The organism is Mesorhizobium sp., from assembly GCF_041661565.1.
Lineage (GTDB): Bacteria > Pseudomonadota > Alphaproteobacteria > Rhizobiales > Rhizobiaceae > Mesorhizobium.
Genome location: NZ_JBAZUD010000046.1, coordinates 1 through 12,726 on the forward strand (window position 1 = coordinate 1; position 12,726 = coordinate 12,726).

13 protein-coding genes are annotated in these 12,726 nt (G+C 62.7%); 5 read left to right on the forward strand and 8 right to left on the reverse strand.

The features are described 5' to 3' along the window. From WC739_RS10635 to WC739_RS10655, 5 genes are all read right to left on the reverse strand, one after another. On the reverse strand, positions 1–1,241 hold a 1,241-nt coding region (locus tag WC739_RS10635), incomplete at its 3' end, for an aminotransferase (protein ID WP_372952989.1). A 28-nt stretch (positions 1,242–1,269) separates the two neighbouring features. Then, positions 1,270–2,340 carry an ABC transporter ATP-binding protein gene (locus tag WC739_RS10640; protein WP_372952990.1) on the reverse strand — a complete coding sequence of 357 codons (1,071 nt, stop codon included), beginning with the start codon at positions 2,338–2,340 and terminating at the stop codon, positions 1,270–1,272. A gap of 7 nt (positions 2,341–2,347) precedes the next feature. Next, positions 2,348–3,196, reverse strand: coding sequence for a carbohydrate ABC transporter permease (locus WC739_RS10645; RefSeq protein WP_372952991.1), 849 nt, complete (start codon positions 3,194–3,196; stop codon positions 2,348–2,350). Continuing rightward, positions 3,193–4,056 (reverse strand): carbohydrate ABC transporter permease, encoded by an 864-nt coding sequence (locus tag WC739_RS10650; RefSeq protein WP_372952992.1) that lies wholly within the window; start codon positions 4,054–4,056, stop codon positions 3,193–3,195. Before WC739_RS10650 ends, WC739_RS10645 begins: the two co-directional genes overlap by 4 nt. 76 nt (positions 4,057–4,132) lie before the next feature. Then, complete coding sequence (locus tag WC739_RS10655; RefSeq protein WP_372952993.1) at positions 4,133–5,419, reverse strand: sugar ABC transporter substrate-binding protein; 1,287 nt, start codon at positions 5,417–5,419, stop codon at positions 4,133–4,135. A 127-nt stretch (positions 5,420–5,546) separates the two neighbouring features. On the opposite strand from WC739_RS10655, the gene WC739_RS10660 reads away from it, so the two are divergent. Continuing rightward, a complete protein-coding gene (locus WC739_RS10660) occupies positions 5,547–6,728 on the forward strand; it encodes an ROK family transcriptional regulator (RefSeq protein ID WP_372952994.1) in 1,182 nt (393 codons plus the stop codon). 10 nt (positions 6,729–6,738) lie between these two features. Continuing rightward, positions 6,739–7,686 carry a sugar kinase gene (locus WC739_RS10665; RefSeq protein WP_372952995.1) on the forward strand — a complete coding sequence of 316 codons (948 nt, stop codon included), beginning with the start codon at positions 6,739–6,741 and terminating at the stop codon, positions 7,684–7,686. A gap of 119 nt (positions 7,687–7,805) precedes the next feature. Here the strand turns inward: WC739_RS10665 and WC739_RS10670 are convergent, their stop codons facing one another. Continuing rightward, positions 7,806–8,927, reverse strand: a complete 1,122-nt coding sequence (locus WC739_RS10670; protein WP_372952996.1) for a DUF2336 domain-containing protein — start codon at positions 8,925–8,927, stop codon at positions 7,806–7,808. A 150-nt stretch (positions 8,928–9,077) separates the two neighbouring features. Between WC739_RS10670 and WC739_RS10675 the strand changes: the two genes are divergently transcribed. Together WC739_RS10675 and WC739_RS10680 are read left to right on the forward strand one after the other, a co-directional pair. Beyond that, positions 9,078–9,530: a MaoC family dehydratase gene (locus WC739_RS10675; protein ID WP_372952997.1), complete on the forward strand. Its 453-nt coding sequence runs from the start codon at positions 9,078–9,080 to the stop codon at positions 9,528–9,530. A 3-nt stretch (positions 9,531–9,533) separates the two neighbouring features. Then, complete coding sequence (locus WC739_RS10680; protein ID WP_372952998.1) at positions 9,534–10,415, forward strand: CoA ester lyase; 882 nt, start codon at positions 9,534–9,536, stop codon at positions 10,413–10,415. Here WC739_RS10680 and WC739_RS10685 read toward each other — a convergent pair. Both WC739_RS10685 and WC739_RS10690 read right to left on the reverse strand, forming a co-directional pair. Beyond that, a complete protein-coding gene (locus WC739_RS10685; protein WP_372952999.1) occupies positions 10,412–11,020 on the reverse strand; it encodes a flavin reductase family protein in 609 nt (202 codons plus the stop codon). The two genes, WC739_RS10680 and WC739_RS10685, sit on opposite strands and share 4 nt — an antisense overlap. Continuing rightward, the gene (locus tag WC739_RS10690; protein WP_372953000.1) at positions 11,021–11,605 is read right to left on the reverse strand and encodes a nitroreductase; all 585 of its coding nucleotides are present in this window, start codon (positions 11,603–11,605) and stop codon (positions 11,021–11,023) included. It abuts the gene before it with no gap. Positions 11,606–11,760: 155 nt separating this feature from the next. On the opposite strand from WC739_RS10690, the gene WC739_RS10695 reads away from it, so the two are divergent. After that, the gene (locus WC739_RS10695; RefSeq protein ID WP_372953019.1) at positions 11,761–12,723 is read left to right on the forward strand and encodes a hypothetical protein; all 963 of its coding nucleotides are present in this window, start codon (positions 11,761–11,763) and stop codon (positions 12,721–12,723) included. Positions 12,724–12,726 lie beyond the last annotated feature (3 nt).

A 12,726-nucleotide genomic window follows, 5' to 3' on the forward strand; every position in this document is an offset into this window, starting at 1 on the left:
TCGTAGGCAATCCGGTCAAAGGTCGGCCCTGCCTCCAGGGAGGGGTCAAACGGAGTACGCGTGGCGCGATCGGCGACGATCTCGATGCCGAGCATCAAGCCTTCGCCGCGTACGTCCCCGATGAAGGGGAACAGGCCTGCCATGTGGTCGAAATGGCCCCGGAGTCGTTTGCCCATTTGGCGGACATGGTCAACGACGTTCATCTCCTCGTAGATCTTGATGGCCTCCAACGACACGGCAACGCCAACGGGATGTCCTGAATTGGTGAAGCCATGGCCGAAGGAACCGCCCTGCTTGTTGAACTCCTTGACGGCGTCGTAAATTTCGCCGGCCATGACCACGGCGGAAATCGGGAAGTAGGACGACGACAGCCCCTTGGCCAACGCCATCATGTCCGGCTGCATGCCGACCGTCTTCTTGCCGAACCAGTTGCCCGTCCGGCCAAATCCGCAGACGATTTCGTCACCGAGACAGAGGATGTCGTACTTATCCAGCACCTTCTTGATCTTGGCGAAATAGGAAGCGGGCGGGACGATGATGCCGCCGCCCGCATTGATGGGCTCGGCTATGAAGGCGGCGATTGTGTCTGCACCCTCGCGAAGAATGAGCTTTTCCAATTCGTCGGCAAGACGCTGCGCGAACTGCTCCTCGCCCTCGCCAGGCAACATGTTGCGATAGGGATCCGGGCAGAGCGTGTGCAGGAAGCCGGCGATTGGCAAGCCGAATTCGCGATGCATGAACGTCAGCCCGCACATCGACGCCGCGGCAATGGTCGAGCCATGGAAGGCTCGGTCGCGGGCAATCACCTTGCGTTTGGTCGGCTTGCCGCGCACCGTGTGGTAGATCCAGGCGAGCTTCACCATCGTCTCGTTGGCCTCCGAACCGGAGGTGGCGAAATACGTCTTGCCGCCCTCCATTCCGGTCAGTTCAAGCAGCTTTTCCGCGAGGTCTGTCGCCGGCGCGTGGGTTCGATTGAAGAAGGTATGATAGAAGCCAAGCTCACCGTACTGACGGTTCGCGGCAGCCGCCAGCCGCTGGTTGTTGAAGCCGAGAGAAGCGCACCATAGCCCGGCCATGGCGTCGATATACGATTTGCCGGAGTCGTCGAAAACGTGGATGCCTTCGCCGCGCGTCACGATCAGCGGCCCGTTTTCTTCCAGCCGTGTAGGATTGGTCTGCGAATGAAGCTGCGATGCCACATCGCGGCCGGCGACCGAATTTGGCTTGAAATGCGTGGTCATCCTGTTCTTCCTCTGGTTTTGCAACGGATCATGAAAGACGTTCGCCGCTGGCGCGGTCGAAGACGAGAAGATGGTTGGGATCGATCTCGGCAAACGTCGCGGTGCCGGGCGCCAGCCTGACGAACCCCGGGACGCTCGACACCAACGTTCCGCCCTCCCAGTCGAGGGTGACATGGGTGGTCGGGCCGACCGGTTGGACAAGCCGCACAACAGCACGCACGCCCTTGTCTTCGGAAAGCTTCACATATTCGGGCCTGGCGCCGACCTCCACCTGCCGACCCGCCTCGATAGGCCTCGCCTGCGCGGCCAGTTGGATGGCCGTGGAGCCCACCTTGGCCACCGCCATCCCCTCGCCTTGCTCGATAATGCCCGGCGCCAATTCGATGCGGGGACTGCCAATGAACGTCGCGACGTAGCGTGTGGCCGGGCGGCTGTAGATTTCTTCGGGCGTGCCAAGCTGCTCGATCCGTCCCTGATTCATCACCGCGATCCGGTCGGAGATCGACATGGCCTCCTCTTGGTCGTGGGTGACGAAGATAGAGGTGACGCCGAGCCGCTGATGCAGCTCTTTGACCTCGGCGCGCATTTTCATGCGCAGGCTCGCATCCAGGTTCGAGAACGGCTCGTCGAAAAGGAATATCTTGGGCTCGCGCACCAATGCCCTGCCGATGGCGACCCGTTGCTGCTGGCCGCCCGAGAGTTGTGAGGGCAGCCGGTCAAGCATGCTGGACAGTTCGAGCGAAGCGGCGACTTTCTCGACCCGTTTGCGAACCTCGCTTGCGTCCATCCCCCGCATCTTCAGCGTGAAACCGATATTGCGGGCAACGCTCATGTGCGGGTACAGGGCATAGTTCTGGAACACCATGGCAACGTCCCGCTGCACCGGCGAAAGGTCGTTGACCCGCCGGCCGCCCATCAGGATGTCACCGGAGCTGACGTCCTCGAGCCCGGCGACCATGTTGAGCGTCGTCGTCTTGCCGCAACCGGACGCCCCCAGGAGCGTGACGAATTCGCCTTCGGGGATCGCCAGGCTGACATCCCGGCACGCCGTGTAGGTGCCGAATGTCTTCGAGACATTTTTCAGTTCGATGGCGGTCATGGGCGTTTCAACCCTTCATCATGCCGTCCGCGAAGCCGCGGATGATCTGGTTGCGGAACAGGATGGCAAGAATGATCACGGGCGTGACGCTGATGACGGCGGCCGCCATCATCTGTCCGAACACCGTCTGGTACTGGCCGGCGAACTGGGCGATTACCAGGGGTACGGTCTGCGCATGCTGCCGGGTCAGGATCAGCGCGAAGAAAAACTCGTTCCACGCTTCCACGAAGGCGAAGACGGCCGCGGCGGTAAGTGGCGGGATCGAGATCGGCAGGACGATGTACCAGAAGGTGGCGAAGATACCCACGCCGTCGACGGCGGCGGCCTTCTCCAGCCCGACCGGAATGCTCGTGAAGAACCCCCGCAGGATCCAGATGACGATCGGCAGATTGAACGACAGATAGACGACGCCAAGCGACAACACGTTGTCGATGAGGCCAAGCTTGCTGATCAGGATGAACAGCGGAATGGCGATGGCGATGCCCGGCAGCATCTGCGTGGCGAGGATCAAGAAGGCAATGCCGTTGGCGCGCGGCACCGGCAGTCGCGCAAGCGCATAGGCGGCAGGCGCACCGAGCGCCAGCGCCACAGCGGTCGAAAACAGCGCGACGACCAATGAGTTGAAGATGCCTCGTCCCAACGCCGCGGCCGCGCCGACGACGGTGGTGAAATTGGTGAGCGTGAAGTTCGCCGGCGACAGATCGGGCGGCTGCTGGATCAGGGCCTTTTGCTGAAGCAGGCTCGAGAGTACCAGCCAGAGAACAGGGCCTGCCGACCAGACGACGAAGACAGCCAGCCCGGCTAGAACCACGGTTTGCCTGACGGGACCGCCATGCTGAAGACGTGCGAAGCTCATCGGGAGGCTCCGGTCTGGCGCGGCCACAGCAGCCAGACATACAGCCCGGCCAGAATGAAGGTCACGGCGAAGATCACATTGGCGATGGCCGATCCGTACCCCAGGTCAAGGAAATTGAACGTCACGCGGTACGCCAGGAAGTTCAGCAACGCCGTCGCGTCCGCGGGCCCACCACGCGTCAGCACGAAGACGAGGTCGAAGACGCGAAGTGACCAGATGGTCTGCAGCACAACGGCGATCGCAAGTACGCCGCGCATCGTCGGAAGCGTCACGTGCAGGAAGCTCTGCAACGGTCCGGCGCCATCCATATAGGCGGCACGGTAGAGCGATTGCGGCACCCGCTGCAGGCCGGCGAGCATCAGCAGCGCGACGAAGGGCACCGATTTCCAGACGTCGACGATCAGCAGAAAGTTGAGGGCCGAAAAAGGCGACCCGAGCCAGACCTGGTAGTTATCGATAATGCCCAGCGATTTGAGAATGCCGTTGAGCACGCCATAGTTGGCGTGGAGGATCCACTTCCACAGGACGGCGTTTGCCACCGGCGCGATCGCCCAGGGGATGATCAGCAGGATGCGAAAGAAACCAGACTTTCCCATCGGATGATTGAGCAGAAGCGCGACGCCGAGGCTTATCAGCGTCACCAGGATTACCTCCATGACCGAAAAGTACGCCGTGTTGATCGCGGCCTTCCAGAACACCGGGTCGGCGAACAGACGTTGGAAATTCTCCAGCCCGACCCAGCTCTGGGAAACAGCGCCGCCGGTCAGTTGCACACGCTGCAAGGCCAGCAGGATCGAATCGACGATCGGGAAGCCAAGGATCGCGGCAAGCACGATCATGGCGGGGGCGACGAAGAACATGCCTGTTCTTCGCCTGCGCTGTTCGAAGGTAGGTGTCATGACAGCGCGGTGCCCGCTCCAGTTGCTCGATCGTCGATCAACCGCGCCGCTTGACGATCGCCGTCACCGCGTCATGGGCGTCGGCAATGGCCTGAGCCGCTGTCTTTTGTCCCTGCAGGGCCTTCTGAACTTCAGTGCCGACAGCCACTGTGACCTGGTTATAGTCGGCGGTGACAAAACTGTCGTACGGGTGCTTGGCCTGTTCGAGGACCACGGCCGCGTTGGGCGCCTTTGCCTGGACCTCGGGATCAGCCAGCACGGACAAACGGATGGGCAGCCAGCCGGTGTCCAGCACCTGACGCTTCTGAACATCGGCGTCGAGGTAGAATTCGATCAGCTGCTGCGCCTTTTCCGGGTTCTTGCTGCTCTTGGTAATCGTCCAAGCGTCCGTCCCGTCGATCGACGCGCTTCCTGCCGGACCTGCCGGCAACACGGCGCTGGCCAGCTTCCCCACCACCTGCGACTGGTTTGGATCGTTGCCGGCGTTCCACATGAACGGCCAGTTCATCATCATCGACGCGCGCCCGGACAAGAGCACGTTGGTTGCGTCATTGATGCTTGCATACGAGATCGACCCCGGATCGGTGGACGGCATCATGTCGACCATCATCTGCAAAGCCGCGACACCCTCCTCGCCCTTGAAGATCGGAAGGCCGTCCTCACCGTACATCTTGCCGCCGGCCTGCTGGAGAAAGACCATCCAGTAACTGGCCGTACCCCCGATGCCCGCCGGGTCTCCGTAGTTCAGAACCAGGCCATGGCGACCGTCGCGAGTCAGTTCCTTTCCATAGGTCTTGAACTCGTCCCATGTCTTCGGCGGCGCCTTGAACCCGGCCAACTCGAGATGTTCCTTGTTGTAGAACAGGGTGAGCAGCGACAGCGTGAAGATGGTGCCGTAGCGCTTGCCGTCGACGGTGACGGTCGAGAAGCTCGACGCCGGCAAATCATCGACCAACGCCTTCGGCAGCTTGTCGGCATAGGGCGTCAGGAAGGATTGGAATTCGGGCACCCAACCGCAATTGTATGTGATATCCCATGGCGACGAACCCGATGCAAAAGCGGTGGCCATACGGTCGTGCAGCTGGGGCCATGCCAGCGTCTCGTATTCAACCGTGGCAGCATTGGCGGCCTTCCATTTTTCAAACGCCTCTTCCGAAAACTTGGCGGCGCCCGGGGGCGCCGGATCGGGCGGGAGTGGCGCAAACACGTTGAGCGCAACCGCCTCGGCGTGCGCCTCACGCGTCAAGAAGCCAGGCATGGCGGTTGCGGCACCGACCGCGGCGCCAGCCTGGAGGAAATTTCGACGGCTTAAGCTATTGAACATTGGGCGGTTCCCCTTTTTTCTGTGGCCCTAACGATCTGCGAATTCAGAATTTGACACTTATTGCAGGTCTGTCAATAGTTATTCCGTCATTCTGACTTACTAATTCGGAAGGACCCGAAGGACGCCCATGCTTCTCAGTGCGACCAACATCGTGAAGGCCAAACAGATCAACCTCTGGGTCGTTCTCGACACCATCCGTATCAACCACGGCATCTCTCGCTCGGGCATCGCAGAGATGACCGGATTGTCGAAACAGGCCTGTTCGGATCTGGTCGACGAATTGATTTCGCTTCATTTCGTGCAAGAGGCGAAATCGGAGGAGCGGCGTGTGGGCAAGCCGCCGACCCGCCTCAGCATCAATCCCGACGGTGCCTATTCAGTCGGCTTTCATGTCGATTTCGGGCAAATGTCGGCCATCGCCGTGAACCTCGCCGGGGAGGTGCTGCATCGCGAGGACCGGCCGCTCGAAGATTTGGAACCTCAAAGTGCCGTCACAGAGCTGGCGGGTGCGACCGTGCGCTTGATGGCGGAGGTCAAGATCCCTTCACAAAGGTTTCTGGGGATCGGGCTGGCCACACCGGGTCCGTTCGCGGTGGCCGGCCTCAGTCCGCCACGCCTCCCCGGCTGGGATGCCCTTACTCTTCGCGGCCTGCTCCGCGACGCAACGGGCTTCCCTGTGTTTCTGACCAACGACGGACAATGCGCCATCATCGCCGAATGGTGTTTTGGCGAAGCCGCACGGGGATTGACCAATTTCGTCTACGTCTATCTGAGCATCGGAACGGGCAGCGGCGTCATCGTCAACAGCGCAGCCTTCGGAGGAGCGAGCGGCAACGCAGGCGAACTGGGCCATCTGACGGTCGTAACCGATGGCCATCAATGCATTTGCGGCAAGCGGGGTTGCCTCGAAACCTACGTCTCGGTGGATTCCGCGATGCGACATCTGGCTGCGCGGGGTATCCATGTAAATTCGATGGCGGAGTTCGCATCACGTGTCGACGCCGACAATCCGGATATCGAATCCTGGATAGCGCAGGGGATCGAGCCGTTTCGAAGCGCCATCAACGCGATCGAAAATCTGTTCGATCCACAGACGATCATGATCGGCGGAAACGCTCCGGACTGGCTGATCACCCAGTTTATCTCCCGAGCAGAGCCTCTGCTGCCTTCGGTTGGCCGCGTCCAACGAACACTCCCGCGGATGATGAGGAGCGACCTGGGCGCTGACGCCGTTGCGCACGGCGCTGCCGTCCTGCCATTGCTGGCAACATACAATCCGCAATACCGCGATCTGAACCGGTACGCATGAGAACCGACCGATGAAACATGTGCTGACCATCGGCGAAATCCTAGTCGAGATCATGGCTCTGGATCCCGGCAACGGGTTTCTCGAGCCGATCTCTCTCGTCGGACCGTTCGCATCCGGCGCTCCCGCGATCTTCATCGACCAGGTTGCGAGGCTTGGCCAGCCCTGCGCGATCATCGGCTGCGTCGGGAACGACGATTTCGGCGAGCTCTGCCTCCGGCGCCTGGAGGCCGATGGTGTCGACATCAGCGCAATCGCGCGCGACCCCGCGCGCCCGACGGGCAGCGCTTTCGTGCGGTATCGGCCGGATGGACAGAGAGATTTCGTCTTCAACATTCGCCACAGTGCCGCCGGATCCATAGCGATCGACACTGCGTCGCAGGCTGCCATTCGAGCCTGTGACCACCTGCACGTCATGGGGACGTCCCTGTCTTCGGAAAATCTCGTCGAGACGACCATCGGCGCTATCGAGACGGTGCGTGCACGTGGCGGAACGATCTCGTTCGATCCGAACATCCGCGGCGAGCTGCTCGAGCTGCCTGGCCTGCGCCAAGCCCTGAAATCCGTTGCGATGCAGGCCGATCTGTTCATGCCGAGCGGAGAGGAACTGTTCCTTTTTTCGCGGGCAGATACGGAGCGCGATGCTGTCGCGGAAGTCCTCGACTGGGGAGCGCGCGCCGTCGTCGTCAAGCGAGGCATGGACGGGGCCTCCTATTTCGATCGCGAACAGGCTATTTCGATACCTGCGGTGCCCGTTGGCGAAGTCGATCCGACCGGCGCCGGCGACTGCTTTGGGGCCACTTTCGTCACCTGCTGGTTGCGCGGCATCCCGCCGGAACGGGCGCTTTCCCTTGCCAACGCGGCGGGCGCCCTGGCGGTCCGTAAAAAGGGACCGATGGAGGGCGTATCCACCATGGGCGAACTCGAAACATTCCTGGAAGTTGGACAAATCGAAAAGTGAGTGGCTTTTTGGCCTCCTCGCCGACGTTTGGTCCGTCGATAGTCCGCCAGTTAGTCAGGATCGTCCTTTTGAAGATCATGCCCGCAAGCGGCGCGCAGGCCGATCTATCGGGCCTGGAACTAGGCAGCGGCTATCGCCAGTGCGTGCTCACGCGCGTTCTCACGCAGTGCGTCGAGATGGATTGACTTGACCAGCGCGGCGAGCTCGCCTTCGGCGGACTGCCCGCCCACGTCCCTGAGCATCAACCAGCTGACCTCCTGAACGCCGGCGATGCGCTTGCCGTTGGCCACTTCGCGCCAGATCTTCAGCGCGCGAAGGATGACTGCATGGGTCGCCGCGGCGAGGCCGGCGCTGCGAAACAGCGCCTGCAGGGCCACGTCATGTCCGCCGGCCAGCAGGGCCCTCACCCTCTGTTCGGACTGCTGGCTGAGCGCGACCAGCGCTGAGCCGAAGAAATCGACCTTGCCGTGCGCGATGGTGCGGATCAGGAAGCTCGCGGTCAGGTCGCCACGCAGCCGCAGATGCTCGATCAGCGCGGGATGCTCCTGCTGGCGCGTGCCCTCGATCAGCGTCACCGAGGCCTTGATGCAGGCGTCCCGCATGAGGCGGTCGGCACGGGCAGCTCCCATCAGCGCCATCACCAGAGGGGATGTCTTGAGCATCTCGCCGAGCTTGACCAGAAGCATGTGCCGGCAGTCGGCGGGCAGGCGTGCATCCGATATCAGGGCTTCACGCACCAAAGGCAGATGCCCGTGGCGCTCCGCCATGCGGCGGAAGCTGAGCGACGCTATGTCGGCGCCGCTGTTTGCCAGCAGCACGGCGCAGGCTTCAGCCTCGCCGATCTCGGCGATGGCCGCGGACAACGCCATGGAAACGACCGGTCGGTCGGCGATCAGCTTCTGCGTCGCCGTCGCGCTCGATGCGACCCGGTCGATCAGGTCCGCGTCGGTCAGCAAAGGCGAGCGCGCCAGCACGACGCCGGCGACTTCCGGCTGATCCGACGCAAGCGCGCCGATGATCTGGGGCGGCGCGTGGTGGCTCATCGACAGCGCCTCGGCCATCGCCAGCCGGACCTTCGACGAAGCGTCATCGAGCAGCAGCGTCAGCGCCGCCTCGGCCGCGCAGCGATCCTCGAAAGGCAGGTCGGAATTGACATAGGCCCGGGCCAGGGCGCTGGCCGCCGAGGCTCGCTCCGACACTCTCGCCGTGCCGATCCATCTCAGGAAATGTGAAACAACCATGCCACCGCCGACGCCCCCTGCCAGAACCCTTATGTCCCCCGGATGACGCTAGGCAAAAATGGTTTACGAACGGTTCACCATGTTCATTAACTGGCTTGCGAGCCCTGCGGGCAGCGCCTATCAACCCTTTTGTCAGCACAGGAGCAGGGCATGTCCGGGCTATATCTCCAGGAATTCGTCGTTGGCCAGGTCTACAAGCACACACTGCGCAAGACCGTCACCGAGAGCGACAACATGCTGTTTTCGGTGATGACACTGAACCCGCAACCCCTGCACATCGATTTCGATTTCGCCGCCAAGAGCGAATGGGGCAAGCCGCTGGTCAACTCCCTGTTCACGCTCGGCCTGATGATCGGCATCTCGGTCAACGACATCACCGTGGGCACCACGGTCGCCAATCTGGGCATGACGGAGACCGTGTTCCCGCATCCGGTCTTCCATGGCGATACCATCCGCGTCGAGACAACGGTGATCTCCGTGCGCGAATCGAAATCGAAGGCGGATCGCGGCATCGTCGAATTCGAGCACCGCGCCTACAACCAGCACGGCGACCTCGTCGCCAAATGTACGCGGCAAGCGATGATGCTGAAGAAGGCTGCCTGACGCATGCGTTCCCTGCTGTTCATTCCCGGCGATTCGGAGAGGAAGCTTGAAAAGGGCTTTGCCGCCGGCGCCGACGTGGTCATCGTCGACCTGGAAGATTCCGTGGCGCCCGCCAACAAGGCTTTGGCACGCCAGATCGCGGCGCGCTTCATCGTCGAACGCAGGTCACAGGCCAGGCCGGCGATCTATGTGCGCGTCAACGACTTGGCGACCGGCTTGACGGATGACGATCTTGCCGCGCTGGTCCCGGCAAAGCCCGATGGCATTATGCTGCCAAAGTCGAACAGCGGCCAGGATGTGCAGCATCTCGCGGCGAAGCTGAGAGTCGGCGAAGCCGAAAACGGACTGACCGACGGCGCGATCAGGATTCTGCCCATCATCTCCGAAACGCCGGCGGGCTTGCTGGCGGCGGCAACCTATGGCGCGACAAGCAAGCGCCTTGCCGGCATCACCTGGGGCGCCGAAGACCTTTCGGCGGCAATCGGCGCGCGCACGGCCCGCGACGAGCACGGCCGCTACACCGACGTATTCCGCCTCGCGCGGACCATGACTATCCTTGCCGCGGGTGCGGCGGAGGTCGCGGCGATCGACACCATCTTCCCGGATTTTCGAGACATGACCGCCCTCGCGGCGGAATGCGCGGAGGCCGAACGGGATGGCTTCACCGGCAAGATGGCGATTCATCCCGATCAGGTGCCCGTGATCAACGCCGCCTTCACGCCGTCGGTGGAGGCGGTCAATCAATCGGCTGCGATCGTCGCGGCGTTCGAGGCGGCGGGAAATCCCGGCGTTGTCGGCATCGGCGGCAGGATGTTCGACCGCCCGCATCTGCGGCTGGCCGAACGGCTGCTTGCGCGTGCACGGGCAGCGGGGAGCCTTGACTAGTCCTTGCCCCAGCGCGGCCGCCGCATCGAAAAGACCTCGGTGACGCTGGCATAGTCCATATAGCCGAGACGGCCGACATTGCCTGCCTTGGTGATGTCGAAGAGGCCGTCTTTCAGGAAGGCATCATCGATATGCACGCCGACCACTTCCCCCGCCACGACGACGGCGCCGGATGGTGATCCATCCAGCGCCTTTGGCCGAAAGACTTCCGTTACCCGGCATTCAAGCGCGGCTGGCGCCGCCGCCACGCGCGGCGGTGCGACGAGACGGCACGGCGCCATGGCAAGATCCGCATAGGTGAACTCGTTGACGCCGCGCGGCGCGTCGACCGCCGTGCGGTTCATCTGCTCCGCGAGATCACGGCTGACGAGATTGGCGACAAACTCGCCGGTCTCCTGGGCAAAGGTGGGGCTGTCCTTCTCGCCCTCGGAGGAAAACCAGACAATGAAGGGCCGGGAGGAGACGGCGTTGAAGAACGAGTATGGCGCGAGATTGACCTCCCCGGCCCTATTCAGTGTCGAGATCCAGCCGATCGGACGCGGCGCCACGATCGCCTTAGAGGGATCGTGCGGCAGCCCGTGGCCCTTCGACGGTTCGTAGAACATTCAGCCCGCCCACGGCCCGGAATAGTCAGCGTAAAGCTTCGCCGGATCGGGCCGGGGGCGCTCCGGCGCCGGGCCGGCATATGACCCGATATGAACGAACCCGACGACGCGCTCCTGTGGCGCCAGTCCCAACAGCGCCCTGCCCTCCGGCACATCCGAATACCAGTTGCTGATCATGTTGGTGCCATAGCCCAGTGCGTTGGCCGCGATCATCAGGTTCATCGCTGCCATGCCGCCCGACAGGAACATCTCCCATTGCGGGATCTTGGGATTTTCCCTGGGCACCGAGACGACGCCGATCACCAGTGGCGCGCGCGAGAACCGCGCCAGTTCCTGGTTGCGGCGGCCTTCCGGCAAGGGTCCCTCGCGCTGCTCGGCAAGCGCGGCCAGTTGTTTGCCGATCTCGACGCGAGCGTCGCCACGGTAGAGGATGAAACGCCACGGCTCGAGGCGGCCGTGATCGGGCACCCGCGAGGCGGCGGCGATCATCGTCGCGATGTCTTCGGCGCTTGGCGCCGGTTCCTTCAACTCCGGGATCGGCGCGGAATTGCGGGTCAGCAGAAAGTCGATGATCGGCGACGCCATGGCGTGGTCTCCTGGAACTATTGTCTTGAGCTGAAGCACGCCATCGCAAACGCGGGCGGCTCGGGCATTGACGCGAGGCGCGCCGGACGGATGAGTCGTATCGATCGGACTCTTAAGCCTTGAAATTGCCACCTGCATGGGCTTCAACGCAAGGCATGTTCGAGGGGCGGCTGCGTCTTTTCCTGGTCTGGCTCTGTGCCACGCTGTTTCTGGCGCCGGCCGCGATCGCCGTTGCGCAGGACAAGGACGGCGTAGGCGACCTGAAGCTGCCTGGAATTTCGAACTATGCCACGCCGAAAAGCGAGACCTCCCTGGCGCGCGGGGCCGCTGGCGCCATCACCCTGTCCGCCCAATTGACCGACAAGGGCGCCGACATCACGCGCGGCATCGTCTGGCGCGTCTTCAAGCCCGAGGCCGTCAACGGCAAATTGCCGATGGTTGCCTCCGCCCATGGCGGCAGCGCTGTCTTCCAGCTTGAGCCCGGCAGTTACCTTGTCCATGCCTCCTACGGCCGCGCCGGCGCCACCAAGCGCATCACGGTCGGCAACGAAGCCAGGCGCGAAAGCCTCGTGCTCGACGCGGGCGGCCTCAAGCTCGATGCTGTACTGTCCGGCGGTGTCCGCATTCCGCCGAAAAACCTGCGCTTCTCGATCTATGAAGGCAATGCCGAGCCCAATGGCGACCGCGCGCTGATCATTCCAGACGTAGCGCCCAACAGCGTCGTGAGGCTCAATGCCGGCATCTACCACATCGTTTCGACCTATGGCGCGGTTAACGCGGTCATCCGCTCGGACATCCGTGTCGAGGCCGGCAAGCTGACCGAAGCGACCGTCGAGCATCATGCCGCGGAGATAACGATGAAACTGGTGCGCGAATCCGGTGGCGAGGCAATCGCCGACACGTCCTGGTCGCTGCTCAACGAATCCGGCGATCCGATCAAGGAAACCGTGGGCGCTTTCGCCTCGATGGTGCTGGCCGAGGGCGACTACACCATCATCGCCAAGAACCGAGACCGTATCTACCAGAAGGATTTCACGGTCGTGGCCGGTCAGAACCAGGAACTCGAGGTCCTGGCCACCGAGGCCGCGGCGATGGACCCCGAGGAAGGCGCCGACTAGCCT

What these genes read in the sequence shown, in the direction of transcription:
- WC739_RS10640 (WP_372952990.1), bottom strand. Translation starts at nt 2,340, where the DNA reads ATGACCGCCATCGAACTGAAAAATGTCTCGAAGACATTCGGCACCTAC.
- WC739_RS10645 (WP_372952991.1), bottom strand. Translation starts at nt 3,196, where the DNA reads ATGAGCTTCGCACGTCTTCAGCATGGCGGTCCCGTCAGGCAAACCGTG.
- WC739_RS10650 (WP_372952992.1), bottom strand. Translation starts at nt 4,056, where the DNA reads ATGTTCTTCGTCGCCCCCGCCATGATCGTGCTTGCCGCGATCCTTGGC.
- WC739_RS10655 (WP_372952993.1), bottom strand. Translation starts at nt 5,419, where the DNA reads ATGTTCAATAGCTTAAGCCGTCGAAATTTCCTCCAGGCTGGCGCCGCG.
- WC739_RS10660 (WP_372952994.1), top strand. Translation starts at nt 5,547, where the DNA reads ATGCTTCTCAGTGCGACCAACATCGTGAAGGCCAAACAGATCAACCTC.
- WC739_RS10665 (WP_372952995.1), top strand. Translation starts at nt 6,739, where the DNA reads ATGAAACATGTGCTGACCATCGGCGAAATCCTAGTCGAGATCATGGCT.
- WC739_RS10670 (WP_372952996.1), bottom strand. Translation starts at nt 8,927, where the DNA reads ATGGTTGTTTCACATTTCCTGAGATGGATCGGCACGGCGAGAGTGTCG.
- WC739_RS10675 (WP_372952997.1), top strand. Translation starts at nt 9,078, where the DNA reads ATGTCCGGGCTATATCTCCAGGAATTCGTCGTTGGCCAGGTCTACAAG.
- WC739_RS10680 (WP_372952998.1), top strand. Translation starts at nt 9,534, where the DNA reads ATGCGTTCCCTGCTGTTCATTCCCGGCGATTCGGAGAGGAAGCTTGAA.
- WC739_RS10685 (WP_372952999.1), bottom strand. Translation starts at nt 11,020, where the DNA reads ATGTTCTACGAACCGTCGAAGGGCCACGGGCTGCCGCACGATCCCTCT.
- WC739_RS10690 (WP_372953000.1), bottom strand. Translation starts at nt 11,605, where the DNA reads ATGGCGTCGCCGATCATCGACTTTCTGCTGACCCGCAATTCCGCGCCG.
- WC739_RS10695 (WP_372953019.1), top strand. Translation starts at nt 11,761, where the DNA reads ATGTTCGAGGGGCGGCTGCGTCTTTTCCTGGTCTGGCTCTGTGCCACG.